Below are 22,501 nucleotides of genomic sequence, written 5' to 3'. Positions count from 1 at the left end.
TGCGTGAGAGCGTTGCGCTCGGGCCGGCGTCACTGGCGGCCAGGTATTCGGTTTGCGAAGCCGCGGTGATGGCGTTCAGTCCGCGGGTCAGCCTGTAGGTCGCCCGGGCCTGCCAGTTCAGGCGATCTGGAGGCCGCCGAGCCCGGTGGCGCCGATATGACCGTGGAGCTTTCGCAGGTTGTGGCAGGCAGCGAGCAGTAGCCATTCACCGCGGGCGGCGTCCAGACCGCGAATCAGGAGTTGCTTGCCGTTCTGCAGGGTGCTCATCTGTCCGAAGACCGGTTCGACGATCGCTTTGCGCCGGGCGTAGACCGCTCGGCCTTTCTTCGTGGCGAGCTTGCGGGCCATGCGCTGCTTGTCCGTGGCGCTGGCCGGGATCGGTCCCCGGGGGGCGATCGGCGCCGGTTCCCCGCTGCGCTGTCGTCCGGTGGCGATGAAGAACTCGGTGCCCTGCTCGCCGGTGACCTCGGCGGAGGCGGCGAGGTTCGCGGCTGAGCAGTACCCGGCATCGGCGAGCATCTGCTTCGGGGCCTGCCCCGTGTTGCTGATGGCCTGCTCGGTCATGGGGATGAGGTTGCCGACGTCGGCGGCACAGTCGTTGACCTCGGCCGCCACGATGATCTGATGGGCGGCATCGACCACGGCCTGGCCGTTGTAGCACTGAGCGAACGACCCGTCCCCGGTGAGCATGATCTTCGACTCCGGGTCGGTGAAGTTGCGCTGGGCCTTCGGCCTGGGCGTGGCGCGCTCGGCGGCCTCAGCGGCCTTCTGCGCGACGGTGTCTTCGTCTTCGCCCTTACCGCGGGCCTTAGCCTCAGCCTTCTCCGCCGCATCGGCGGCGGCGTCGGCTTCCAGAGCAGCTTTGGCCTGGCGCAGCTTGACCAGGCGAGACTCTCGGCGGGCCAGCTCATCGGGCAGCTCGTCCCCGCGCCGGTTCTTGCCGAACTTGGCGTCCTCGGCCTTGTCGATGGCCTCGGCGGCGGCCAGCAGATCGGAGACCTCCTGGGCCAGTACCTTCTCCTTGTCCGTCAGCCGCGCGTACGACATGGCCTTGCGTTTGGAGGCGTTCGCCCGCAGCTTCGTCCCATCCAGCGCGACCTGTCCAAGCGTGACCATCCCGGCGGCCTGGCACAACGCCAACGCCTGCAAGAACAGGTTGCCCAGCGCGGCCAGGTGCCTCTTGCGAAACCTGGCGATCGCGCGGTAGTCCGGGGCCGCCCCGGCCGCCAACCACCGGAAAGCGACGATGTCGGTGCAGGCCTTCTCGATCCCGCGGGAGGAGCGCACCCCCGTGGTGTAGCCGAAGATCAGCAACCGCACCATCAACCGCGGATCGTACGGCGGGGCCCCGCGCCCCTCCTGGTAGGAGACGTAGATCCGCGATAAATCCAGGTGCTCATCGACCAGATCCGCCACGAACCGTGCCAGATGATCGGCCGGAAGCCAGTCATCCAGCGACGGCGGCAGCAACAACCCCTGGCCCGGGTCGAACGCCCGAAATGTCTTGCCTGCGCCCACCGGCTCGACCTCGCCCTGCCGGTCAGCCCGCTCGACGCGGAACTCCTCGGCGGCGAACAACCCTTCCTCGCCCATGACGACAATTATCCCGCCGAACCCGCCCCATCAGCGGACCTGAACTGGCGTGTTACTGACCCACGCTCCTAGCCCGCGCCCGCCCCCCACCCCCCAACCACCAGAAGGAGGACTTGTGACTGATTCCCCAGTGGACCACCGGTCCGAGTCCGAGATGCCTACTGTCGGACAGCGGTTCGCACTTGCCCTGTCGCTGCTGCACCCCGAGGCAGGCGACCTCGACGTCTCCGTCGCCGGCCGCGTCAGCAGCTCGCATGGGATCAACGTGACACCAGCACACATCGCCGCGCTCCGCGCCGGGGACGTGGACTCCGTCCCTGCGCCCGTAGTCGATGCGGTGATGGACTCGATCCAGATCGGCCCAGAGGTGTTGCTCGGCGACGACCCAGCCATCGTCCTGCCCGCATGGAACAGCCTGCAAGCGCTCGCCGAGCTCAACCGGACCTCGCCGGCTCTAGTGCAGCTCCGAGCAGGGTCCGAGCTGAGCCCCGAGGCCCGCGAGAACCTTCTCAACTTGCTCGATCCCTCCCGGAAGCCGGACTGACACGAGCATGCTCAGAAAGCCGACTGCACGCGATCCTCAGCACACCGCTGAGCGACTTGTCGAAGCCCTGCCGATCCGACGCCCGTGGGACATCGACGAGTTCACCGCCAGTATCGGGCTGATTACCGGCAAACCAATCACTGTTTCCCCGCTGCCGGCCTCACTGGAGGACGAGATCAGTGGACTGTGGGTGCCCTCGCCGAGCATCAACCGGATCTACATCACCACCCGCGGCAACGCCAACTATCAGGAGCACGTCCGGTGTCACGAGCTCGCCCACGTAGTCCTCGCCCACGAGGGCGCTGACGATCTCGATGCTGATACCTACCGCGCTCAGCTCCGGCGCCTGGCCCCGAACCTGCCCGAGGGGTTCCTGTCCCAGCTCGGACCGGCACGCGTCTGTTTCGCTCGCGCTTCCTACATCTCAGAGCTGGAGCAAACAGCGGAATGGATGGCCACGATCATTCAGACTCGCGCCGACGCCGTGCGTGGCCAGGTCTACCTCGATGGGCACGACCGAAGCTCGTACGCGATCGCTGAACGCTTCTTGGCCGCTCTGGGGTGGAAGTCATGATCGGGACGGCTGTCGTCACCATCATCTGCCTTCTCGCGGTGTTCCTGGCGCTGCACCGGTTGATGACCATGCGGACAGCGGGCCCGTACGCCCACCACCTGTCGGCTTCGCTGCTCTGTTTCGGCCTGGGGAAGCTGGCTCGCACTCCGGTGGTGTCCGACGAGTGGATCGACGGCTGGTTCCACTCCTGGTCAGGGGTATGGAACGTGACTGACTACTCCGGGATGACGCTCGGCGCGGTCGGGGCGATCTTCCTGGTGCATGCCGTGGCCGGAATCTTCGGACGCCCATTTCGGAAGCTCCTGCTGGTCGGCTCAATCGGTGCCGTTGTGGTGGGCATGGCCGTGACGTTCGCCCTGTCGCCCGTGCCGCACGCCCCGACGGCGTTCATGAGCCAGGACTTCGACATGACCGGATGGTTCGCCATTTACTGGCTGATCTACCTGTTGTGCCTGGGGTCCTCATCGGCGACGGTCGCGGGGCTCGCTGGGCGAGCTGCCGCGGTGTTCCGGCCGGGCGTCCCCCGCATTGCGGTGGCCTCGGTGTCTGCCTCAGGCCTGTTCGGGTCTGCGTATGTGGCGCACAAGGTCGTCAACCTCACGGTCGAGTACTTCAATGTATGGCCTTGGTACAGCGCGCACGCCCCTCAGATTTCGCTGGCGACGTTGGCGTGCGCCATCCTTTCCGGCGCCACTGGACTGCTGTTGATGCTGGGCGCCGCTGTGGGGCGCCGAGTGGGTCGTTACCGGCTGCTGAGGGACCGGATTCAGGAGTGGCAGGACAGCCACGCCCACGCTCCGGATGTGTTCCTGGACGAGGCTTTGATTCCGTCGGGGAGTAGCTGGTCTCTGTGGAGGTCGACGCGGGATCCGGTGGTGGCGCATCGGATGCTGGTCGAGCTCGCTGACTCGAAGGCCTGACCGAGACGCGGTTCTGGCGCAGCTCGTCACCTCTGCGCGCCCCGCAGGCGCAGCAGCAAAATAGTCAATCCCGGCCCTCTTGCCGGAGGGCCGGGATTGTCGAGATCGAGCGGCAGCTCGATCTCGAAAGGTGCCTAACTGACCTGTAGGAGAGCAGTACTGTCAAGCGCTTTCCAGGCTAGTTCCTGCCCAGTGGGTTGGGCCAACAGTCCCGGCATGCCCCGTCTACGGCTCCAGAACATCAGCGACTTGTCTCTAGCGTCGGCAGGTTGGCCCCATTGGGTCATTTGTACCCAACCGGCCCCATTGCCCCACTGGGCACAGGGCCCCGCTGGAGGTTGGTACCCGACTGGGGCGGGGGAACTGCGGGCCACCGCCCCCTTCGGGTGCTGGCTCGGGGTGCGATCAGTCCAGGCCGACGGCGACGACGCGGCCGAGGGGGACGCGGAGGTCATTGGCGAACTGCAGGGTGAAGGTGTCGACCCCGACGATGTCGCCGATGAAGGCGTAGAAGTCGCCGCGCGGGCTTCGGGCGATGACCACGGCGGGCACACGTCCCCAGTTCGCGCCGATGCGGTCGGTGATCTTGGCGGGAAGCGTGGCCCGGCGGTCCTGGGCGTCGAGTGCGATGTGCATCGAGTGCGGCATCTGGTCGGCCAGGTCGTGGGCGGCGGTCTCGGATCGCTGCGGGCAGGTCTGCACGACCGCGGTGGGGTCGATGTCAGCGACGATTCCTGCGAGGGCGGCGAAGGCGATCGTGTCCATGGCGTGCTCCCTGGGGGGTGGGCTTGTTTCTGATGCCCCTACGATCCACCCGCCGTGCGGGACTGCAGCAGTTCAGCAGATACCGACCGCGACCAGCCTATTCATGGGCAGTTGGCCACCGTTGGTGAACTCAATCGCCAGCCCGTCGACGGCGCTGATGTCTCCGTGGAAGGCCAGCAGTCGCTGCTGGTGTGAGGTGACCACGACTGTGCCGGCGAGTGGGCGGCCGGCATTGGCGAGCCTCTTGCCGATGAGGTGCTGGGCCTGGTCTCGATCAGCGAGGGCGCCAGCAGTGACCAGTTGATGGTGCCGGTAGCTGCGCATGAGATGCACGACGTCGGCGTAGGTGGGGCAGACGATGCGCTCGACGTCGCGGGCTGGCGCCGGCGGGCGGATGGGGTCGGTGAGGGTCACTGTGACCTCCTGAGGGCGGGGTGGGTAGCGCCGTCAGGATCTCCCTGCGTTCTTGAATTGTGGTCTCGCGGCCGTGATGCCGTGGCCCGTGGAGCGGCCGACGCCGGACAGCTCGGCCGCGGCTGCGGGCTTGGCTTTTAGGTCAGGGAGAACAGGTGGAGCACGATCCCCAGCGAAGCGACTGCGCGGGCGGTCTTCTGGTTGGTGCCGGCCCCACTGCCGACGACTGCCCCTACCGGGGTGTTGATCGTGATCGTGGCTGTGTAGCCGCCCTCGATGCTGGTGGTGTCCACCTCCGGGGCGTCGCTGTGCAGGACTGCTGCCAGGTTGTTGATCCAGGCGGTCGGCGATTTCACGGCATTGCGGTACTTCTTGGCCCTTTCGGTGGGTGTGCCTCCCAGGGCCGCTACCAGGGCAGCGTGTTCGCGCACCTGGGCGGGCACCTCGGTGTGGGCCAGCGGCGGGGCGCTGGCTGTGACCTCGGCGGGCGATGACATCAGCGGCCCTTCGGCGTGAGGCGGAACTGCTGCCCGTCCGGTCCCCCTCTTGAGGTGGGCCAGGGCGATCGTCTTGCCGTTTTCCCTGTCGGCGGCGGCCTCGAGCTCGGGGGCAGTCGGTGCGTCGTCGACGGCCCCGGGAGGGGCGTTGCCTGCGATCACGTCCACGAGGTCCCATAGCGCCTGCTGAGTCGCCGCCGCCTTCTTGGCGTGGCCGCACTGCCACGAGGTCAACCACTGCTGGAGTCGGGCGCGGATGGCGAACAACGGGGCATGCGGCGTGCCGAACTGGCGCACCTCCAGATCTGGGGAGCCAACCGGGGCGCCGCGTAGTTGCTGCCACGCCGACAGGGTCGAATTGGCGGCGTGCGGTGCCGTGGTGCGCATCGTGGCCACCAGCTCCCCCAGCAGCGGCCACCACCTGCCTGAGTCGTCTGCCAGCAGGGCTGCCACCACTGGGGGCTCCAGGGTGCCGTCGTCGGCGCGGCGCCGCAGCTCGCGGGCCAGCTCGTCTTCTCGGCCGGCCGGGTCGGAGATCAAGGCCCGCGCGGCCCGAAGCCAGCCCTTGCCGGACAGTGTCTCCAGCTCCACCGGCGCCCCCTCTGGGGTTGCCTGGTCTGCCGGCTGCCGGGCGAGGCCGGTGTCGCCCACCTGGGGCGGGTCTGCCGGCGTCGGGGCGTCCCTCACGCCGGCCAGCACTTCAACGATCTCCCACAGGGCCTCCCTCTCTGCCAGTTTCTTCGACGCCGCGGACGTCCACGAGGAGGCGACCCCAGCGAACGTCACCCGTGCAGTGAAGGTTGGGTCGTGCGGCGGCCCGTCCTGCCGGTACTCGGCCTGCGGCGCGGGCCGGTCGTCGTCCTCGGCTTGGTGCCAGGCGGAAATCGTCGAGGCTGCGGCATGCGGTGTGACCCGGCGCGCGGCGGCGATCACCTGCTCGAGCAGTCCCGGCCACCCATGCCCGGTCGCCCGCATCATCACGGCCAGCTGCCCGCCGTCCAGTTCGCCGGCGTCGGCCCGCCGGCGCACCTCTGTCGCGAGCGAGGGAGGCAGGGCTGTGTCGGCGGCGATCCTCAGTACGCGCAGCCAGTCGCGGCCGTGCGTGTGCGTGTAGTCGCCGGAGGCGATGGTGGTGGCCGCTTGCTTGCGGCGTGTTGCCGACGCCGTCGCTGAAATCTGCTGGGCCCGGTCGCGCAGGGTGCTGTTGATGGCCTCGGCGATGTCGTCGAGCACTGACGGGGCGTACGGCGGCTCCAGACCGTCGAGCTGGGCCAGGACCTGACGCTGGGTGACGAGGTCGGCGTAGCGGCGCAGCGGGGATGTGGCGTGAGCGTAGGCGGGAATCTGCAGGCCGAAGTGACCGATGGCCACCGGTTGGTACGTCGCCGGGCGAAGCGTCTGATTGACCCGGGCGGTGAGGGCCTGCAGGGCGTCTGGCGTCATCACCGGTGAGGCGGACAGTTCAGCGGCGACGTCGGCGAGCAGGGCGTCCGCGGGCGGGGCGACGGCCGATCGGACGTGATTGCGGAACAGGATCGGCAGTTCCAGTTCGATGGCCCACCGTGCGAGCGTCGCGTTCGCGGCCACCATCAGCTCTTGGACGATCAGGTAGGCGGCCGGAGTCTGACCGGACTGCATGGCCACCAGCTGGCCTTCTTCGCTGGTGACCATGCCGCGAGCTGCGTCGAAGACTGCGAATGCCCCGGCCGCCCGCCGGGCGGCTATTAGCGTCCTGGCCAGCCGGTACGCGGCACTGAGTTGGGCACGCTGCGGATCGGTTGAGTTCGGGGAGAGGGCGGCCCCCACCTGCTGGTGCGTGTAGGCGATTGCGGCGCCGGCGGGCAGCAGGTCGCGGGAGATGGACGACGCGGTCAGGCTGCCGTCGTTGGTGAACCGCATGCCGATGGCCACCACGGGCCGCGGCTGGGTGGACGACAGTGTGGCTGCGTCCTCGAGTTCTCGTCCGAGCATGGGTTTCACTCCGCTGCGCCGGTAGCGGGTGTGCACCCGGGCCAAGGCTGACCGATCTGCTGGCGACCCGAGGGGGACGACATCGGCGACGGCGGCCACGTACACGGTTGCATCCCAGCCGTCTCCGCGCTCCGTCACCGTCACCGCGTCGTCGCGGTCGAGGCTGCCGGCACCGTCGATCATCAATGCGGTCATGCGACAGGATCGTGCCACCCGTCCTGGTCGGCGTGGTGGCGCGAGCCCGACTTCCGTTACGCGCCGCGACCGAAGCGGCGTTCGGCCCAGATGCCGGTGCATTGGCCGGCAGGGGCGTCGTTAGCCGCCTGATCGCACCGTTCAAGGACAGGGCAGGTTCGGCAAATGCTGGCGGCTTGCCGGTAGCGACGCAGGTACGAGGCCCGGGGTTCACCGTCGGCTCGAGCGTCGAACAGGGGGGCTTTGCCGACACAGGCAGCACCTTGCAGGGACGGGCCGCTGACAATGTCTGCGATCACGTCGAGCGGCTTCATTCGTGGACCTCCGGGTGGGCGGTTCGCGGTTCGGAGATGGGGCTCTGGCGGAAATGAGGCCGGCCGCCCCAGTCCACCTGGTCGGGTGGACAGGGGCGGCCGGAGCTGCGCATGGGGTTAGCGGCCCGGGGCCAGACCCGCGTCGCGGATCGCGGTTTGGAGTTCGATCGGTAGGCCGTGCCAGATGCCGTCGTTGTTGACTGCCGTCGCGACTAGGCTCCAGCCGCCGACGCCGACAGCAACGGAGCCCATGGCTGCGGCTACCGAGGTGAGTATTGCGCCGAGTGCGCCCATAGTTTGTCTCCGATCGTGAGGGCTCGCCTGCCGTGGGTGGCGGACAGCCAGTGTGTCCAGCGGTGGGGATGTTACCGGCGCGTCGTGTCGAGCCGGGGCTGCATCGGGAGCAATGGCGATGCTGGCGGGTCGTTAAATGCTGACCAGGGCTGGCCGTGTGATGGCCAGCCCTGGTCGTTACGCATCGACTGCTGTGTTCGTGCCGGGGTCAGTACCCGATGGTGCGCTTCGGAATCTGATGCTCCGGCGGCAGGTGCGGGTTGAGGCCGTCGGCGACGAAGTTGTTGGCCTCGACCGAGCCGATGACGGCCTGGTTGTTGATGTCGTTGAACCATGCCTCGGCGCCCTGGGCGGCCACCGGGTTGCTGGCGACTGCGGATCCCGCGCCCAGGCTGCCAGCGCCTGCGGCCACAGCGGCACCGGTACCGGCGGCTGGGACCCAGATGGGCGCAGTGGCAGCCGCGCCAGCGGCGGCGGGGGCGATGGAGGCGGCGGCGGGGGCGATGGCGGCGGCTGCCGGTCCGGCGGCGGCCACGGAGCCGCCCACGGCTGGGCCTACATTGAGCAGGCCCGCGATGATGGCAAGCGTGATGGGGTCCATGAAGGTGCTCCTTGCAGTGATTCCGATGGGTCGTGCTGCGATCAGGGTAAGTCACGGTCATGCCGTTGCGTTGCGCTGACTTTTTCCTAGTCGCTAGGCCGGAATCGCTTGGCCCGCTGGGGGTGTTACCGCCGTAGCCTCAGAAGTTAATTGCAGCCACATCAGCCCCAGGCTGTGCGCCTGTACCCCTTGGGTTGGCGCGGCGGAGTGGCTGTGGCCCCTCCCCTGAGGATGCCTCTCTCAGTTGCCGGTGACGATGGTGCGAATGGTGTCGCGGTCCTCGCTGTCGTCCCAGTTTTCCTCGAGGACGTCCTCGATACCCGCGTCCCCGTTCTCGAGCAGCGTCAGGGTGGCGTTGACGACGAAGTCGATCAGCGTCGCGGTGTCGGGGTCCAAGCCGAGACCGTCGAGCATGCTCGCTGCGCCGTTGGCGGCGGTGCTGACGTCGTCGTGTGTGTAGGGCATCGGAGCCTCCCGGGGTTGGGTTCGTCTTGCGGTGTTCCCCATCCTCGCTGTGCGGATGCGGGGTGCAGCAGCGTCGAACCGCCGCCGGTGACGAGCCTGCTAGCCCGGTTCAGGCGCTGCCGTTCGCGACCGCGAGTTCGCGCTTCAGGTCGTCGATGCGGGCCCTCAGTCGCGCCTCCAAGCGGTGCATCCGCGCGGCTTCCGCGCGCGCATCGTTGCGGTGCTCGACTGGAGTCTGCCCGTGTGCCCCATGGGTGGTGACGGTGAGCCGCCGGCCATCTGGGGTGGACAGGATCTGCTCGACGTAGTTCGCGGCGCCGTGCTCGTCGAGGAAAGCCTCGGCCAGCGCGGCCACGTAGACGAGGTACTCCTCTGCGGGGATGCCGCCAACCTCGCCAGCACCGATTCGGGTGATGATGCCTTCGAGTTCTTCTCGCATCGCGATCCGCGCCTGGCGGACCTGCTCGAGATCGAGGTCGTCAGCCAGGCGGTCGGCAGCTGTGACCCGGTAGGTCATGCGGCTGGAGTAGCTGCTCATGTCCATGGTGGTGTTCGGCCAGATGGCGCCGATCGCGCGGGTCAGGGTCGCCGCGACATCAACCGGCAGGGGCAGGTTGACGGTGATCGTGACGGCGTCCTCGTCTGCAATGTGTGCGCTCATGCCGGTCACGGTAGGGGCGGCTCGTGCCGGTGTGCGGTCGGCGAGAGGTCAGAGCCGCGCTCCGGTCGGGCGGACAGCGCTCGCAAGCCTGCCGCACAGGCGCCTTCCCCGCCCTGACGAGGCGTTTTCGCGCTCCGGCACGAGCTGACGGCTTGCGGTGTCGTGCCGTTTTTCGGCAGTGCTGCAGTCCGAAATGTGGTCCATAGAGTCCCGTCCCACAGACCCACCCCTGCCTGCCAGCTCCTGCCGTCGCGATTCGCGGGAGCTACTGCGGGCCCCTGTATGGAAGGACGCCCTCTATGAGCTCTTCGCCGAAGTTCGGCCACGCCGCTGTCGCTGCCGCTCAGGTGCTCGCCGCCAAGCCCAACCGTCACGAGCTGACGGCCGAGCAGCACGCCGCGCTGGCGGCATGGCCCGGCTGGGGGCCGCTGGCCCCGATCTTTGAGCGGGAGCAGACCGCGACATGGGCGCGGATCGGCGAGCAGTTGGAGGAACTGCTGGGGGCGGAGGCGTTGGCGCGCGGTAGCGAGCAGGTCGACAACGCCTTCTACACCAGCGAGGACGTCGCTGGCCGGATCTGGAGCCTGCTGTCCGATGCCGGGTTCACCGGCGGGCGGGTGCTGGACCTGGGGTGCGGGCACGGCCGCTTTGCTCTGGCCTGCCCCGACGGGCTCGACATCGACTACCACGGGGTGGAGATCGACCCCACGGCCGCGCAGATCGCCCAGTTGGCCAATCCGCGGGCCCGCATCGTGGGTGAGCGGCTGCAGGACGTCACCCTGCCGACGGGGGGTTTCGATCTGGTGGTGGGCAACGTGCCGTTCGGCACGGGCTGGATCCACTCGAAGCACGGCGCGGCCCCGAGCCTTCACGGCTATTTCCTGCAGCGCGCGGTTGAGGCGGTGCGGCCGGGCGGCCTGGTCGCGATCATCACCTCCCGGTTCCACCTCGACAGCCGGGAGGGTCTGGCGGCGATCGCTGATCGGGCCCGCTTCGTGGGCGCTGTGCGGCTGCCGTCGAAGGCGTTTGCCGGTGAGGGCACGGATGTTGTCGCCGACCTGCTGGTTTTGCAGATCCGGCAGCCGTTCGACGAGGGCGGTGACCGGCAGCAGGTGGCGTTCGGGTCGGCGATGATCGACACGCCCGTGCGGGCCGGTGATGCCCGCGTGCAGCCGGTGCGGGTATCGCGATTCTTCGTCGACAACCCGGAGTTGGTGGCCGGCCAGATGCGGGCGACCGGGCACTTCCGCAATTCGCTGGCGGTGGTCACCCGCAAGCCGTCGGAGATGCTGGACCGGGCGTTCGCCGCGCTGGGGCAGCGCATGCCGGCGTGGGGCGAGAGCGACGGCAAGCCGTCTTGGCGCGATGCGGAGATCCTGGTCGACGCCGAAGGCCGCCCCGAGGGCTCGTTTCACCTGATCGACGGGCTGGCCCATCAGGTCGTCGACGGCGCTCTCGTGCCCGCGCGCGGCGCGAAGAACGCGGAGCTGCAGGCGCTGGTGCAGCTGCGAGATGCCGTGCTGGAGCTGATCGAGACCGAAGCCAAGCGGCATAGCCCCGACGCCGTCCTGGACCCGCTGCGCTCCCGCGCCCTGGACCTGTACCGGCAGTACGTGGCCTCCTACGGTCCGTTGAACAGGATGAGCGTGGTCGACGGCCCGGTCGACCCGGCAACGGGCGAGCCCACTCGCCGCGCGCGGCGACCGCGGATGGGCGGATTCCGGGCCGACCCGCAGGCCGAGGTCGTATTCGGTATCGAGCAGTACGACGAGGCCACCCACACCGCACATCCGGCGCCGATCCTGCTGCAGCGCACCAACAGGGAGCCGGAGCCGATTCGCCGAGTCGACACTGCCGGGGAGGCGGTGACGGTGTCGCTGGCCCGTCACGGTCGGCTGGTGCCGTCGACGGTGGCCGCGCTGCTGTCCATCGACGAGACCGAGGTCGACCAGGCGTTGGGCGATCTGGCGTTCCGCGACCCCGACGGTGGGGCGTTGCTGCCGGCCGAGGAGTACTTGTCGGGCAACATCGCGGCGAAGCTGGATACGGCGCGGGCCGCGGCGCAGTTCGACGGCTCGTTCGCGCGCAACGTCGAGGCGTTGGAGGAGGTACTTCCGCCGCAGCTGGGGCCCGATGAGATCAGTGTCGCGTTCGGTGCGGCGTGGCTGGCCGGCGGCGACATCGCCCGGTTCCTGGAGGAGGAGATGGGCTACCGGTATGCGCGGGTGTCGTACACCCCGGCGGTGGCGGCGTGGGATGTCGATACCGGCTACGGCGGGGCGTCTGCGCAGGCTCAGACCAGATACGGGACGTCGCGGATGACGGTCGCCGAGATCGTCACCGCGGGCCTCAATGGTGGGACTCCGGTCGTGTACGACACGGTCACCGACCCGGAGACGCGGCGGGAGCGGCGGGTACGCAACGCCTCGGAGTCGGCGCTGGCGGCGGATCGCCTGGTGGAGCTGACGCAGGCGTTCACGGTGTGGCTGTGGTCGGATCCGCAGCGGGCCGAGCGGGCGTGCGAGCGGTACAACCGGCTGCACAATTCGGTGGTCCCGAGGCGTCCGAATGGTGACTATCTGCAGTTCCCGTCGATAGCGCCGGGGGTGACCCTGTGGGAGAACCAGCTGCGGGGTATCGACCACGCACTCCGGTGTGAACACCAGGCCGCCTACTTGGCCCATTCAGTCGGCGCCGGCAAGACCCGTACGCTCGTCGGATTGTGCCTTAAGCTGCGCGAATACGGCCTGGCCAATCGGCCGCTTATCACGGTCCCGAAGCCTATTTTGGCTCAGTTCAGCCGGGAAGCGCGCGCCACCTGGCCTACCGCGAAGTTCCTTGTCGCCACTGAGGATCAGGTCGCCGGCCGCGCCAAGCGCAAGTTCGTGGCCCGCGCCGCGGCCGGTGATTGGGATGCGGTGATCGTCTCCCACGAGCTGTTCACCTCCCTGGCTGCGGACCCCGAAGTGGAGATGGCCTACCTGGCCGAGGAGATGGCCGCGCTGCAGTCCGGCGACGAGGGCGGCACTCGTGGCGCCAAGGCGCTGGCCGCTCGCCGCCGCGCCCTGGAGAACCGCATGGACGCGCTGCGGGAGGCTCGCCATGACCCCGACGCTCTGACCTTCGCCGACCTGGCCGTTGACCATATTTGCGTCGATGAGGCCCACCTCTACAAGGGCTTGCCCGTCGCCACGAGAACGTCCGGGCTGAGCAACAGCACCTCGCAGCGGGCCCTGGATCTGCTGATCAAGATCACCAGCCTGGCCGCCAAGTACCCGGGCCGGTCGGTGGCGACCCTCAGCAGTGGCACCCCGTTTGTAAATAGCCTCTCGGAGCTTTTCGTATGGGCGCGCATCTGCGCCCCCACCCTGCTTGACCAGGCGGAATGTCGCAACTTCGACACCTGGGCCGCCACCTTCGTCCAGTGGGAGACCGTCATCGAAACCTCGCCCGACGGGGGGAACCTTCGCGCTGTCACCCGCCCGGCCCGCATCCGCAACGCCCCCGAAGCACGAACCATGATGCGCGCCTTCACCGACATGCTGCCCTCCGCAGAACTGCCCCTGGAGCGGCCCGAGGTGAACCGCCACCTGCTGGTCGCCAAGCCCAGCCCCGCCCAGATCGCGCACATGCGCACGCTGTCGGAGCGGGTCGAGGCGCTGCGGATGCAGGGGTTCCGCAACGAGCCCGGCGGCGACAACATTCTCAAGGTGTGCAACGACGGCCGCGCCCTGGCCCTGGACCCCCAGTTGGTCGGCGTCAACGCGCCGTCCCCGAAGCTGATCGTGGCCGCCGATCGCATCGCCGAGCACTACTGGGCCAACATCGACCGCCGCTACCCCGGCAGCGACGCCACCGGCACGTTCCAGCTGGTGTGCCTGGACCTGGGATCGCCCCACGGGCCCGACGGCCGCACCTATGGGCGTCTGCGGGATCTGCTCGTGGATCGTGGGCTGCCGGCCGAGAGGATCCGGTTCATTCACGAGGCGGCCACCACTCAGGCGCGCGAGGAGCTGTTCGCCGCGTGCCGCGTCGGCAGCGTGTCGGTCCTGCTCGGCAGTTCGTCCAAGGCTGGCGTCGGCGTGAATGCGCAGCGCCGGCTCAGCGCGCTGTATCACGTGGATATGCCCTGGACCGCGGCGAGTTTGGGGCAGCGCGAAGGTCGCGCGGTGCGGCCGGGCAACCTCAATCCGGCGGTCGACATCGTCACCGTTGTCACCGAGGGCACTTTCGACGGGCTCGTGTCCGCCGCGGTGCGCCGCAAGCACCAGATGATCGAGCAGATGTTCACCAACGCCCCGTTGGATCGGGAAATCCTCGACATCTCCGGCGACGCTGTCTCCCTCGCCGAGGTCAGCGCAGCAGCTACCGGCCACCCCGAACTGATCGAGCAGGCCACGCTCTCCGCGGCCGTGCAGAAGCTCAAGATCGCCCGGGCCTCCCACCGCGCGCAGCTGCAGGCCATGCTCAGCCAGGCCCGCCACAGGGAGGACTCTGCGGCCCGGGCAGACGATGCCGCGCAGGCCCTGCAGTGGGTGCACACCAACCTCACGCACACCCAGCGCACGCTGACCCGTGAGCAGGCCAACGAGGCCGCCGGCAGCCTGCGGGGCCGCGACAGCCGCCGCTACCGCTTCGGCGAACTCTCGCTGCAGCGCACCGAGTACGGCAAGGGCCGCGCGGTGCAGGTGTGCAGGTGGGGAACGGTCCTGGCTCACCTCGACCTTCCCCGTCCAGTCCCCCGCTCTGCCAGCGGATTCGCTGACGCGCTGTACCGGATCGTCTACGACTGGTCGAGGGGGCTGCCTGAGCAGATCAACCGCCTCAACGACAGCCGCGACGCGTTGCGCCGCGACGCCGACCAGCTCCGCGCGGTCGCCGACTCGCTCACCTTCGACCGCGAGCAGGAGCTGACCGACGCGCAGGCCAAGCTCGACCGCGTCACCGCACGGATCGCCGTCCTGGCGCAGGACCAGGCCAACGAGCAGGCTGCGGCATAGCCGCCACCGCGCCCGCCCGCCGCCCGCTCTGCTCCCTGCAGGGCGGGCGGCGGGGCTGCTGTCGCGGCGTGCTGCACCTGCAAACCGCGCGGAGAGGATCAAGGGCAGTACCTCACCGATGACGGGAGCCCCACACCATGATCAGCATCACCGCCGCGGCTCTGGCCCCGGCCCACCTCGGCCGCACAGCCACCATCGAGACCGCAGGCACCCCTGCCACGGGAACGCTGGTCGGCCTCGACGTCGCCGAAGATGGGGTCACGGTGACCCTGGAGACCTCCGCCGGGGACCGGGCCGTCATCGACGTCCGCCCCGACTGCCCCGTGCTGCTCTCTCCTGCCGTCGACCGGCCCGCGCGGGTCTTCGCCTCCGAGCTGGCCGGCCACCACCTCGGGCGGGCCGTAGACTTCGGTGGCCTGTCCTGCTCCTACAGCGGGATCCTGACCGGCCTGCAGGCCCAGGACCGCGACAGCGTCACCATCATCCTCGACCAGGGCCGATGGGCGGAGGTGGACCTAGACTGCGTCGTCGAGTTCCTGTAGCCGCGACGAGCCCGCGCCTGCCGTGGCCCAGGCAACGGGTCCGGACAGCCGCCGCGCTACGGGGTGCCCGACGCTGCCGCGGAGCCGGTCTCGCCTCGCCGGAACGCGTCCACAACCTCTCGCAGGGTGTCCGAGGTCGCCTCGGCGCGCACCCGGGCCCGATCTGACTCCTCAGCCCGCGTCAGAGCCTGCTGCGCCTCCCGCTGAGCACCCTCGAGCTCGCGCTGCGCCTGAGCGAGGTCGCGCCGCAGCCGATCTGCTTCGCCGGCGATCCGGTTACGCTCGGCGACCGCATCGTCCCGTTCGGCGCTGGCCTGCTCTGCTGCGGCCAGCGCCGCAGCCTCACCTTCCCGAGCCGCGGCGAGGGACTCGGCCACCGACTGTTCGGCCTGCTCGGCCGCCCTCACCCACGCCGCCGCCCAGACCGCCTGGGACATGGCCTCGATCGCCTCGGACAGGTCTGGGGCCTCCGGCACGTCCTCGCTGGCGCTGGGGGTGTGCTCGCGGAGCCAGGTCGCCACCTCCCCGATCCGCACACCCGCCTCTCGCTGAACGGCTCGCACGGTGATCTTCTCGCCGCGTGCGGCGAGGGCTCCGTAGGCCCGGGCAATCTTGTCGGCGGACATTGCACCCTCGGTAACCGGTAACGGGTAACACTTTTCGGTTCCCTCGTTACCCGAGCATAGCGCGAGTAGGCGCTCGCCGCGACGACGCCGCAGGTGGCAGCGCGGACCGCCGCCTACGACTCACCTCCCGCGTGCAGCGCACAGCGAACGGCCCCTCCCACTGTCCGGTGAGAGGGGCCGCAGGCCCAGGGGGCGCTACTCGGCGGCGAGCACCGCCACGCACAGCTCGTTCATCCGATCGGTGGCCCAGTCGATCAGCTTCTCGGCCTCCGTCGCCGCTGCCACGTGGCAGCGCTCGGTCGCCGACTTCTTCCACTGCCGCCCCAGGTGGCTGGCCTCCGCCAGGGCACGCAGGGCGTTGCTGTGGGCGCCCATCTTCATCGCGGTCTTGTAGTCGCCGATGTGGGCGACGACCAGGGAGCGGTACACGGTGGTGCTGACGCCCTCGACGGTGGCGAGGTTGTCGGCGACGGACGCGGTGGGGATGGTGCTCATGGCTGCCTCCAAGGAGTCGAGCGGGGCCGACCGTGTGCCGGCCGCTGTGGCTCTATCCGACCAGCGGCCCGACGGAGTGCAGCAGACCTCAGATGCGGGCCGGCAACGGTGGCGCTCAACGTGCACCGGCGGGGCCGCGGCCCGGGCAGCGCCGCCGGACAGAGCGGCGCGCCCGTCGCCCCCCTGCCAGGTCAGGAGGGCTCGACGCGGGCGGGCAGGGCTACAGCAAGTCGGCGAATCTCGTCTTCGACGGTGCTTCCGGCGGGCGCATCGCCGCCGATGTTCCACTCCATGGTGACTTCGTAGCGGTCGGTCCATCTGCGAGCGTCGTCGACGATGGCGTCCACGAGCTCGCGGAGCGACTCTTGGCTGTCCTCCACGCCTGAGCTGTCGCCCTGGACGCCCCATTCGGCGTACCAGTCCACATCCGCAGGGTCATCGGGCTCGACGTACCGCCGCAGCTCGACGGCGATCACGATGGCTTTTCTCATCCGCCCAGCATGGCATCACCGCGTCGGCAGCGGGGTGCAGAGCGGGCCAAACGCCCAGTGCCCATCCGGACAGGCGGCACAGCCGGCACTCAGGCGGGGTTGGTGCGGACTGTGACCGCACCAACCCCGCGGGTCAGGTGCCGGCCAGTGGGTCGATCTGGCCGATGAGGATCGTGCCGTCGTAGTGGTTGTCGTCGGCCACCCCGGCGGCGACCCAGCCGCCGTTGACGGCCAGCACGTTCCAGCGGCGGATCGAGTCGCAGGCCTGCCGCATCATCGCCCGGCCCGCCTCTGCCAGCGCTGGGGCCAGCGTCGGGCACCGCGCGAGGTCGTTCTCGGGCAGTTCGTCGACGCAGGAGCAGGGCGCGGTGCCCAGGCGCTCCACGGCCAGGTCCATGCGGCAGGTGTCGACCAGCGCGGTGTTGACGGCCCGGTCGTCGAGACGGTCGATTGCGGCGATGAGGCCACCGACGAGCTCGTCACTGTGGCCGTAGCGGCTTGCGGTGCCCAGCCACACGGCCTGCACGTAGTCGGCTTCCACGAGGGTCTTCATGGCGGTTGCTCCTTTCGGCCGGTCAGTAGTAGGCGACAAACCCGTTGTGCGCCTTGCGGGCCTTGTCTCCGGCGGGCCCGAAGGTGTCGGTGAGGTAGTTTCCGCCGCCGCCCGGCTCAGAGGTGTCCTGGTTGTACTCGTTGTTGCCGACGAAGTAGCCGCCGGAACCGCGGGTCCAGTTGATGCGGGCCAGCTGGGCGAACAGCGCCTGGCCGAGCCAAGATGCGCGGGCGTGATCGACGGCATGGTTGTTGTCGGGCACGTTCCAGGTCAGGTGGCGGCCCTCGAGTTCGATGCTGGCTTCGCCGCACTGCCAGGTCGAGGTCCGGTTTGTGACGGGGTGGCCCAGCGCCTTCTTCCAGTGCGCGGCCGTGGGCTTGCGCCCGTCGCTGGCGTAGAGCAGTGAATCGAGGTCAGACATTGTCTCGACATCGGCGGTGGAGGTCAGCTGCCTGAACTTGGGGTCGTACATGTTGACGCGGCGGCGCTTGTCGGCCGGGAGCTTCTTGAGCTCGGGCCACAGCTGATCGAGCAGGCCCTTCACACGCGCAACCTGGGCGGAATGGGCCGCGTTCAGCGCTGCCCGCATTTTCGGAACCTCTGCGGTCGGCAGGGCAAGGGTGCCGGACTCCCACTCGTAACACGACATTGGAGGCCTTCTTTCGTTCGGGGGTTTGGACTGCATCGACCTTCCCGCGGCCCCGAGAAGGTGCAGCACTCCCCGATGAGCGGTGGCCGGCGACCGTCGGCCAGGCATCACCGCGGGCCGGACAGCCCGACTCCGCCCGCCGGAAATGCCCGGGGTGCCCGCGCTGGCGGGCCTCCCGGGCAGGGCGCTTCACACGCGGGCGAGCAGTCTCGCCAGGAGCCCGCCCATGGCCACCAGGCCCTCCTGGTTCTCAGCGCTCAGGCCAATGCTCTCGCCAGTGGCGTGGTCGCAGGCAGCGAGCAGGACCCGGCCATACAGCTGCTGGCAGGGCCGCTCGGAGAGCACAGCGATCAACTGGGAGGCGACCGGGTTGGGAGGGCTGTTGAACAGGCCCTCATCGTCCACCCACGCGTCCAGGGTGACGGCGCGGTCGCGATTGAGGGGCCGCACCTGCACGCAGTCGACGTACCTGACGTCGAGCGCGGAGGTCAGGGTGTCGAGGTCAATGGCGTCGAAGGTTTCAGCGGTGACGGTGCCGTCAACGTCGACGAGAACTGCGTGGTGTCCGGTCATGGCGGTTCCTCCTGGTGTCGGTGGGTACGCCATCACCGTCCCCGGGCACTTCGAGCGTGCAGCAGTGCGCGGATCTTGCAGATGGGAGGGCGCAGTTCAGGGGCGGACAGCGGCGACATGGCAGACGACCCCGCGCGGGCCTCGGCCGCAGTTCCGAGGTCCGCGCGGCCGGGTCAGGCGGTCCGGTCCAGGTGCGCCCAGGGGTGGTCCGCCCACGGGTCGCCCCGTTGGATAGTGCCGTCGCCGGTCTCGCGGTAGATGCCCTCCCCTGCTGCGGCGAGTGCGCCTCTCACGGCTTCGCTGATGTCGACGTAGCCAGCGGTGTCGGCCGGGTCGAGCAGTCCAATGCGGTGCCCTCCCCACGACCCGACCAGCGGCGAGGACCCACGAAAGTCGCCGCCTCCGCGCCCTCCGCCAGTCGAGGAGACTGCCAGCAGCACAGCGAGCGCCGCGAGGGTGCCGCCGACCTCGTTGGCCACGGCGAACGCTCCGGGGCTGCGGTCGTCACCGAACGCGGCCGGGTCGATCTTCTCGGCCCGGTCGAGGTTGACCACCACGCGCTGCCTGCTGTCAGGCTGCGGGGTCAGCTCCCACCGGTAGCCGTGGCTAGTTCTGACGGTGCCGTCGTAGTCGCGCACCGTCCACTCCTGGCGGTCGAAGCGGCCAAGCCCACTGCCAGCGACGACTTTGCGTGCCAGCCAGCCGACGTTGCGCCAGTCGCTGCTGATGCCATGCGTTTCACGCAGCCACGCGGGGTGATTGATGGCCGCGTACAGATGCGCCGGATCGAGACCGGCGCGCAGTGTCGCCTCGGCGGTCAGGTCGCCGGTTTCTGCGTAGTCGCCGACGATGGCCACCCGCTCGCCGTGCCAATCCCCATCGAGCAGGGCGACCAGGGCGCACATGGCTCCGCCTGCGTGCCCGAACTCGGTGAGCTTGAGGAAGTCGCCGGTCGATCTGGGGCTGTACCCCAGGCGCTTATCGAGGTTCGCGATGACGTGGTACTGACCCATGTCTAAGCCTCCATCCTGCGCCGGGCCCTGGCTGCGGTGACGCCGGATGCGCCAAGGGAGGTCGCTCCGGGCCCGGTTGCTGTCGATGGTTCCGCCGCGGTCCGCGAGTGCAGCACCGCGCCGTCGAACCCGTTCGTCGTGGGTGGGTGCCGGGCGTCGGCCGGATGAAGGCGCGCGATCCGGGCCGGACAGCGGCGCTGCCGTTCAGCGGAGACCAGCTGACCCCGCCCGTTGCTCGGACCGGGGTCAGGTGGTGGTGGTCAGTCGATGGTCGGGTCCTGGTAGCCGGGCAGGTACGCCGTCGCCAGTTCCGCGGTCTCACGCCAGGCGGCGATCTCGTCGTCGTTGCTGTCGCCGTCGACGGCCCGCAACGCTGCCGTGTGCGCCTGGCGCAGATCGGCGTAGTCAGGCCCGCTGTGCTCACCGCCCGCGCCGCGCGCCTGCTCCATCACCTCGCGGGCGGCCACCCGGATCGCCTCGTCGTGGCTGTCGTCGTTGTCTCCAGCCTCGGTGGCCGTGTCGTAGGCGGTGACCGCGGCGGTCAGCGCGTCGAGCCGGGCGAGCAGCGCAGTCAGCGCGGGCGCGTTGTCGATGAACAGCTCGGCGATGTTGTCTTCGAGCTCGTCGTACAGCTCGTAACTGCCGTGCTCGCCGGATTCGATGGCGTCAGATTCCTGCTGGCGTTGGCGCTGCAGGTTGGCGTACTTGTCGAGCATGTCGCGCAGAAGCATCGAGGGCTCCCTTCGGTCGGGCGTTCCGCTCGTCCTCAGGGCGGCTTCGTGGAGCCGCTCCCGGCCGAGGCGGTGGGACGGCTCAACTATCGGCGCAGGGCCGGAAGGTGCAGCAGCATGCGGGCCGGTGGCGGGTGAGAGCTCGGCGGGATGTGGTGCGGACAGCGTCGCAGTCGCCCCCGACCGCTACCTGTGGGGGCCGCTGGCGGGCGTCAGGGTGGGTTTCCAGTCCATGATGGCCCCGCACTGCAGGCACTCGTAGGTGCGGGAACCGCGTCCGACCTGGCCCACCGGCGGAGGGCGCCACCCGACCAGGACTTTGTCCGGCCCGAAGGGATGTCCGTTCGGGCAGTAGTTGGGGCGGTCTTCCACGGCGCTCATGGCCCGCGACGTTAGTCGGGCCCACGGAAAAAGGGGCGGCGCGACGGGGGTGTCTCGTCTGTAGCGTCGGCGGCTCATCCTGAGAGGTCATCCGGCCCGCGAGGACGACGACGGCGACTCAGATGATGGGCCACTGCACTCTGGCGGCGAGGTTCGCCGCGATGGTGAAGACCATCGGCCCGGAGAGGGGGGAGGTGAATGCCGGGGCGGCGGGAAGGGCGTTTTGACTGTCAGAGAACAGCACGGCCATGTTGGAGCCCGTCACCGTCGACTGCACCTCGAGTCCGTCCAGTTGCTTGCCCTCGCTGCGCGCGGTCTTCCAGATCTCGTGCGCCCAGTTCCTGCACGTCGATCGGGGAGCGAACATCAGGGCGTGCGTGGCGTCCATCCGAAGCGGCCACTGCCGTGTGAGATCGAGTAGGCGCAGGGGCCTGGTCGGGGACCAGGACGTCGCGAACGGGCTAGCCGTCACGGTGTCGACTAGGCCGGCGGGATGAGAGACCTCCGCGATGCAGGTGGGCAGGTCGTAGGCGGTGTAGAGGACGGCGCAGTCGGTGTGGGCTGCGGTCGGCGCAGGGTGGGGGTCCCACCGCATCCCCGGCAGTGGCCCGTAGAAGCGGTAGTCGCTCCAGGCGCTCGGGAACGGACCGCGAGTCCTGTGAATCCGCCACAGCGCAGTACCGGGATTGACCGTGACGATGTCAGTGTCATCCCACTCCAAGGGCCTTCGTGGGGTCCTCGGAGCCTTGGGCCGACCGCTCAACTGCGCGCCATGCTCTCGAGAAGAGCCACTACAGCCTCTGGGTCGCCTCCGCCGACGAGGTAGTCGACGGGCGGTAGTCCGTCTAGCTCGTCGTTGGGGCGGACCATGAAGCTACTTACGGCCACGGTGTCCATGCCCAGCGTCGACAGCGCGTCGATCACCGCGGGCAGTCCGGGCAGGGCCTGCCCGTTGTGGAATTGCCACCGCGGGAAGCGCGGGCGCCCATCTCTGTAGACCGCGAGGAGTTGCCCGTTGCTGACTCGCCTCGACACCACGGATTCGTCCCTGTTGAGCAGCTGTGCGGCTTCCTCTCGGCTGAGGGTGCCCATCATGAACGTCGTGGCGTTAGCCACGGCGACTTCTGCCCGTAGCTGGTCTTCGGACTGGGGGTTCCAGTCGTCGATGACCGACGGGTCGTCCAGACCTGCGTGCTGACGTAGGTAGTTCACGTCGGCCTGGCTGACGGGGGTGGACTGCGACGAAGTGGTCGAGCGGAGCAGGTCTCGGACGTGATCAATCAGGCGGGGCCCCTCCTCGGCAGGGATCCCGACGTCGGCCAGGAGGTCCAGAACGGCCTGCGCCACTTGGTCGCGTGGCCCGGCCTTGGGTGCTGTGGTGGGGGCCTTTCGCTTGAAGGTGCGGGCCGACACCGTCAGCAGGTCTGAGCTTCCCGAAGCCGTGATCGTCTCACCCGAGGCGGCGACGAGATGCAGCTTCAAGTTCCGCTTGGCGGCATCGTCGATCGAGATGGCCGCTCCCTCGGGGTTCTCACGGCGTCTACCGCGAGGCCTGCTTACGACGCGTGCGGAACTGGGAGCCTTCGCTGGTTCAGACATCGGAACCTCCTTGCTTGCACGTCCATTGTACCTACGTGCA

The 22,501-nt window shown here is 69.1% G+C and carries 24 protein-coding genes; 5 read left to right on the top strand and 19 right to left on the bottom strand.

Features of this window, described 5'->3' with window-relative positions; translation table 11 throughout:
* Nucleotides 1-117: 117 nt before the first annotated feature.
* Nucleotides 118-1,593, bottom strand: coding sequence for an IS1182 family transposase (locus C3V38_RS16580; RefSeq protein ID WP_061917889.1), 1,476 nt, complete (start codon nucleotides 1,591-1,593; stop codon nucleotides 118-120).
* A gap of 115 nt (nucleotides 1,594-1,708) precedes the next feature.
* Between C3V38_RS16580 and C3V38_RS16575 the strand changes: the two genes are divergently transcribed.
* The 3 genes from C3V38_RS16575 to C3V38_RS16565 are packed head-to-tail and all read left to right on the top strand — an operon-like array spanning nucleotide 1,709 to nucleotide 3,631.
* Complete coding sequence (locus C3V38_RS16575; protein ID WP_129591227.1) at nucleotides 1,709-2,137, top strand: hypothetical protein; 429 nt, start codon at nucleotides 1,709-1,711, stop codon at nucleotides 2,135-2,137.
* 7 nt (nucleotides 2,138-2,144) lie between these two features.
* A complete protein-coding gene (locus tag C3V38_RS16570; protein WP_106386800.1) occupies nucleotides 2,145-2,711 on the top strand; it encodes a hypothetical protein in 567 nt (188 codons plus the stop codon).
* Complete coding sequence (locus C3V38_RS16565; protein WP_106386799.1) at nucleotides 2,708-3,631, top strand: hypothetical protein; 924 nt, start codon at nucleotides 2,708-2,710, stop codon at nucleotides 3,629-3,631. The genes C3V38_RS16570 and C3V38_RS16565 overlap by 4 nt, the downstream gene beginning before the upstream one ends.
* 405 nt (nucleotides 3,632-4,036) lie before the next feature.
* On the opposite strand, the gene C3V38_RS16560 is transcribed toward C3V38_RS16565, so the two are convergent.
* From C3V38_RS16560 to C3V38_RS16535, 7 genes are all read right to left on the bottom strand, one after another.
* A complete protein-coding gene (locus tag C3V38_RS16560; RefSeq protein ID WP_106386798.1) occupies nucleotides 4,037-4,396 on the bottom strand; it encodes a hypothetical protein in 360 nt (119 codons plus the stop codon).
* 72 nt (nucleotides 4,397-4,468) lie between these two features.
* Complete coding sequence (locus C3V38_RS16555) at nucleotides 4,469-4,810, bottom strand: hypothetical protein (protein ID WP_106386797.1); 342 nt, start codon at nucleotides 4,808-4,810, stop codon at nucleotides 4,469-4,471.
* 137 nt (nucleotides 4,811-4,947) lie between these two features.
* Complete coding sequence (locus C3V38_RS16550; RefSeq protein ID WP_165001188.1) at nucleotides 4,948-7,473, bottom strand: RNB domain-containing ribonuclease; 2,526 nt, start codon at nucleotides 7,471-7,473, stop codon at nucleotides 4,948-4,950.
* Between the two features lie 56 nt (nucleotides 7,474-7,529).
* Nucleotides 7,530-7,787 (bottom strand): WhiB family transcriptional regulator, encoded by a 258-nt coding sequence (locus C3V38_RS18380; RefSeq protein WP_129591226.1) that lies wholly within the window; start codon nucleotides 7,785-7,787, stop codon nucleotides 7,530-7,532.
* Nucleotides 7,788-8,289: 502 nt separating this feature from the next.
* Nucleotides 8,290-8,682 (bottom strand): hypothetical protein, encoded by a 393-nt coding sequence (locus tag C3V38_RS17745; protein WP_174705815.1) that lies wholly within the window; start codon nucleotides 8,680-8,682, stop codon nucleotides 8,290-8,292.
* 240 nt (nucleotides 8,683-8,922) lie between these two features.
* On the bottom strand, nucleotides 8,923-9,147 hold the full coding sequence (locus tag C3V38_RS16540; protein WP_106386795.1) for a hypothetical protein: 225 nt from the start codon (nucleotides 9,145-9,147) through the stop codon (nucleotides 8,923-8,925).
* A gap of 109 nt (nucleotides 9,148-9,256) precedes the next feature.
* Nucleotides 9,257-9,817: a hypothetical protein gene (locus tag C3V38_RS16535; protein ID WP_106386794.1), complete on the bottom strand. Its 561-nt coding sequence runs from the start codon at nucleotides 9,815-9,817 to the stop codon at nucleotides 9,257-9,259.
* A gap of 290 nt (nucleotides 9,818-10,107) precedes the next feature.
* Between C3V38_RS16535 and C3V38_RS16530 the strand changes: the two genes are divergently transcribed.
* Nucleotides 10,108-14,808 carry a methyltransferase domain-containing protein gene (locus tag C3V38_RS16530; RefSeq protein ID WP_106386793.1) on the top strand — a complete coding sequence of 1,567 codons (4,701 nt, stop codon included), beginning with the start codon at nucleotides 10,108-10,110 and terminating at the stop codon, nucleotides 14,806-14,808.
* A gap of 137 nt (nucleotides 14,809-14,945) precedes the next feature.
* Complete coding sequence (locus tag C3V38_RS16525) at nucleotides 14,946-15,350, top strand: hypothetical protein (protein WP_106386792.1); 405 nt, start codon at nucleotides 14,946-14,948, stop codon at nucleotides 15,348-15,350.
* Between the two features lie 56 nt (nucleotides 15,351-15,406).
* Here the strand turns inward: C3V38_RS16525 and C3V38_RS16520 are convergent, their stop codons facing one another.
* The 11 genes from C3V38_RS16520 to C3V38_RS16475 all read right to left on the bottom strand — a co-directional run bounded on the left by C3V38_RS16520 (nucleotide 15,407) and on the right by C3V38_RS16475 (nucleotide 22,344).
* Nucleotides 15,407-15,976 (bottom strand): DNA-binding protein, encoded by a 570-nt coding sequence (locus C3V38_RS16520; protein ID WP_106386791.1) that lies wholly within the window; start codon nucleotides 15,974-15,976, stop codon nucleotides 15,407-15,409.
* A 195-nt stretch (nucleotides 15,977-16,171) separates the two neighbouring features.
* Complete coding sequence (locus C3V38_RS16515) at nucleotides 16,172-16,471, bottom strand: hypothetical protein (protein ID WP_106386790.1); 300 nt, start codon at nucleotides 16,469-16,471, stop codon at nucleotides 16,172-16,174.
* A 191-nt stretch (nucleotides 16,472-16,662) separates the two neighbouring features.
* On the bottom strand, nucleotides 16,663-16,962 hold the full coding sequence (locus C3V38_RS16510) for a hypothetical protein (protein WP_129591225.1): 300 nt from the start codon (nucleotides 16,960-16,962) through the stop codon (nucleotides 16,663-16,665).
* A 133-nt stretch (nucleotides 16,963-17,095) separates the two neighbouring features.
* The gene (locus C3V38_RS16505; protein ID WP_106386788.1) at nucleotides 17,096-17,515 is read right to left on the bottom strand and encodes a hypothetical protein; all 420 of its coding nucleotides are present in this window, start codon (nucleotides 17,513-17,515) and stop codon (nucleotides 17,096-17,098) included.
* A gap of 22 nt (nucleotides 17,516-17,537) precedes the next feature.
* Nucleotides 17,538-18,104 carry a hypothetical protein gene (locus C3V38_RS16500; RefSeq protein WP_129591224.1) on the bottom strand — a complete coding sequence of 189 codons (567 nt, stop codon included), beginning with the start codon at nucleotides 18,102-18,104 and terminating at the stop codon, nucleotides 17,538-17,540.
* A 249-nt stretch (nucleotides 18,105-18,353) separates the two neighbouring features.
* A complete protein-coding gene (locus tag C3V38_RS16495) occupies nucleotides 18,354-18,737 on the bottom strand; it encodes a DUF3846 domain-containing protein (RefSeq protein ID WP_106386786.1) in 384 nt (127 codons plus the stop codon).
* 173 nt (nucleotides 18,738-18,910) lie between these two features.
* On the bottom strand, nucleotides 18,911-19,750 hold the full coding sequence (locus tag C3V38_RS16490) for a hypothetical protein (protein WP_106386785.1): 840 nt from the start codon (nucleotides 19,748-19,750) through the stop codon (nucleotides 18,911-18,913).
* A gap of 260 nt (nucleotides 19,751-20,010) precedes the next feature.
* Nucleotides 20,011-20,481, bottom strand: a complete 471-nt coding sequence (locus C3V38_RS16485) for a hypothetical protein (RefSeq protein ID WP_106386784.1) — start codon at nucleotides 20,479-20,481, stop codon at nucleotides 20,011-20,013.
* Nucleotides 20,482-20,667: 186 nt separating this feature from the next.
* Nucleotides 20,668-20,862 (bottom strand): hypothetical protein, encoded by a 195-nt coding sequence (locus C3V38_RS17425; RefSeq protein WP_129591223.1) that lies wholly within the window; start codon nucleotides 20,860-20,862, stop codon nucleotides 20,668-20,670.
* A 118-nt stretch (nucleotides 20,863-20,980) separates the two neighbouring features.
* Complete coding sequence (locus tag C3V38_RS16480) at nucleotides 20,981-21,583, bottom strand: RES family NAD+ phosphorylase (RefSeq protein WP_165001187.1); 603 nt, start codon at nucleotides 21,581-21,583, stop codon at nucleotides 20,981-20,983.
* A gap of 38 nt (nucleotides 21,584-21,621) precedes the next feature.
* A complete protein-coding gene (locus C3V38_RS16475; RefSeq protein ID WP_129591222.1) occupies nucleotides 21,622-22,344 on the bottom strand; it encodes a hypothetical protein in 723 nt (240 codons plus the stop codon).
* Nucleotides 22,345-22,501 lie beyond the last annotated feature (157 nt).

Source organism: Dietzia sp. oral taxon 368 (genome assembly GCF_002999155.1).
Taxonomy (GTDB): domain Bacteria; phylum Actinomycetota; class Actinomycetes; order Mycobacteriales; family Mycobacteriaceae; genus Dietzia; species Dietzia cinnamea.
The sequence above is the reverse complement of the archived record's forward strand: the minus strand, read 5'-3'. Positions and strand labels throughout refer to the sequence as shown.

What these genes read in the sequence shown, in the direction of transcription:
- C3V38_RS16580 (WP_061917889.1), bottom strand. Translation starts at nt 1,593, where the DNA reads ATGGGCGAGGAAGGGTTGTTCGCCGCCGAGGAGTTCCGCGTCGAGCGG.
- C3V38_RS16570 (WP_106386800.1), top strand. Translation starts at nt 2,145, where the DNA reads ATGCTCAGAAAGCCGACTGCACGCGATCCTCAGCACACCGCTGAGCGA.
- C3V38_RS16565 (WP_106386799.1), top strand. Translation starts at nt 2,708, where the DNA reads ATGATCGGGACGGCTGTCGTCACCATCATCTGCCTTCTCGCGGTGTTC.
- C3V38_RS16560 (WP_106386798.1), bottom strand. Translation starts at nt 4,396, where the DNA reads ATGGACACGATCGCCTTCGCCGCCCTCGCAGGAATCGTCGCTGACATC.
- C3V38_RS16550 (WP_165001188.1), bottom strand. Translation starts at nt 7,473, where the DNA reads ATGACCGCATTGATGATCGACGGTGCCGGCAGCCTCGACCGCGACGAC.
- C3V38_RS18380 (WP_129591226.1), bottom strand. Translation starts at nt 7,787, where the DNA reads ATGAAGCCGCTCGACGTGATCGCAGACATTGTCAGCGGCCCGTCCCTG.
- C3V38_RS17745 (WP_174705815.1), bottom strand. Translation starts at nt 8,682, where the DNA reads ATGGACCCCATCACGCTTGCCATCATCGCGGGCCTGCTCAATGTAGGC.
- C3V38_RS16540 (WP_106386795.1), bottom strand. Translation starts at nt 9,147, where the DNA reads ATGCCCTACACACACGACGACGTCAGCACCGCCGCCAACGGCGCAGCG.
- C3V38_RS16530 (WP_106386793.1), top strand. Translation starts at nt 10,108, where the DNA reads ATGAGCTCTTCGCCGAAGTTCGGCCACGCCGCTGTCGCTGCCGCTCAG.
- C3V38_RS16525 (WP_106386792.1), top strand. Translation starts at nt 14,946, where the DNA reads ATGATCAGCATCACCGCCGCGGCTCTGGCCCCGGCCCACCTCGGCCGC.
- C3V38_RS16520 (WP_106386791.1), bottom strand. Translation starts at nt 15,976, where the DNA reads ATGTCCGCCGACAAGATTGCCCGGGCCTACGGAGCCCTCGCCGCACGC.
- C3V38_RS16515 (WP_106386790.1), bottom strand. Translation starts at nt 16,471, where the DNA reads ATGAGCACCATCCCCACCGCGTCCGTCGCCGACAACCTCGCCACCGTC.
- C3V38_RS16510 (WP_129591225.1), bottom strand. Translation starts at nt 16,962, where the DNA reads ATGAGAAAAGCCATCGTGATCGCCGTCGAGCTGCGGCGGTACGTCGAG.
- C3V38_RS16505 (WP_106386788.1), bottom strand. Translation starts at nt 17,515, where the DNA reads ATGAAGACCCTCGTGGAAGCCGACTACGTGCAGGCCGTGTGGCTGGGC.
- C3V38_RS16500 (WP_129591224.1), bottom strand. Translation starts at nt 18,104, where the DNA reads ATGCGGGCAGCGCTGAACGCGGCCCATTCCGCCCAGGTTGCGCGTGTG.
- C3V38_RS16495 (WP_106386786.1), bottom strand. Translation starts at nt 18,737, where the DNA reads ATGACCGGACACCACGCAGTTCTCGTCGACGTTGACGGCACCGTCACC.
- C3V38_RS16490 (WP_106386785.1), bottom strand. Translation starts at nt 19,750, where the DNA reads ATGGGTCAGTACCACGTCATCGCGAACCTCGATAAGCGCCTGGGGTAC.
- C3V38_RS16485 (WP_106386784.1), bottom strand. Translation starts at nt 20,481, where the DNA reads ATGCTTCTGCGCGACATGCTCGACAAGTACGCCAACCTGCAGCGCCAA.
- C3V38_RS17425 (WP_129591223.1), bottom strand. Translation starts at nt 20,862, where the DNA reads ATGAGCGCCGTGGAAGACCGCCCCAACTACTGCCCGAACGGACATCCC.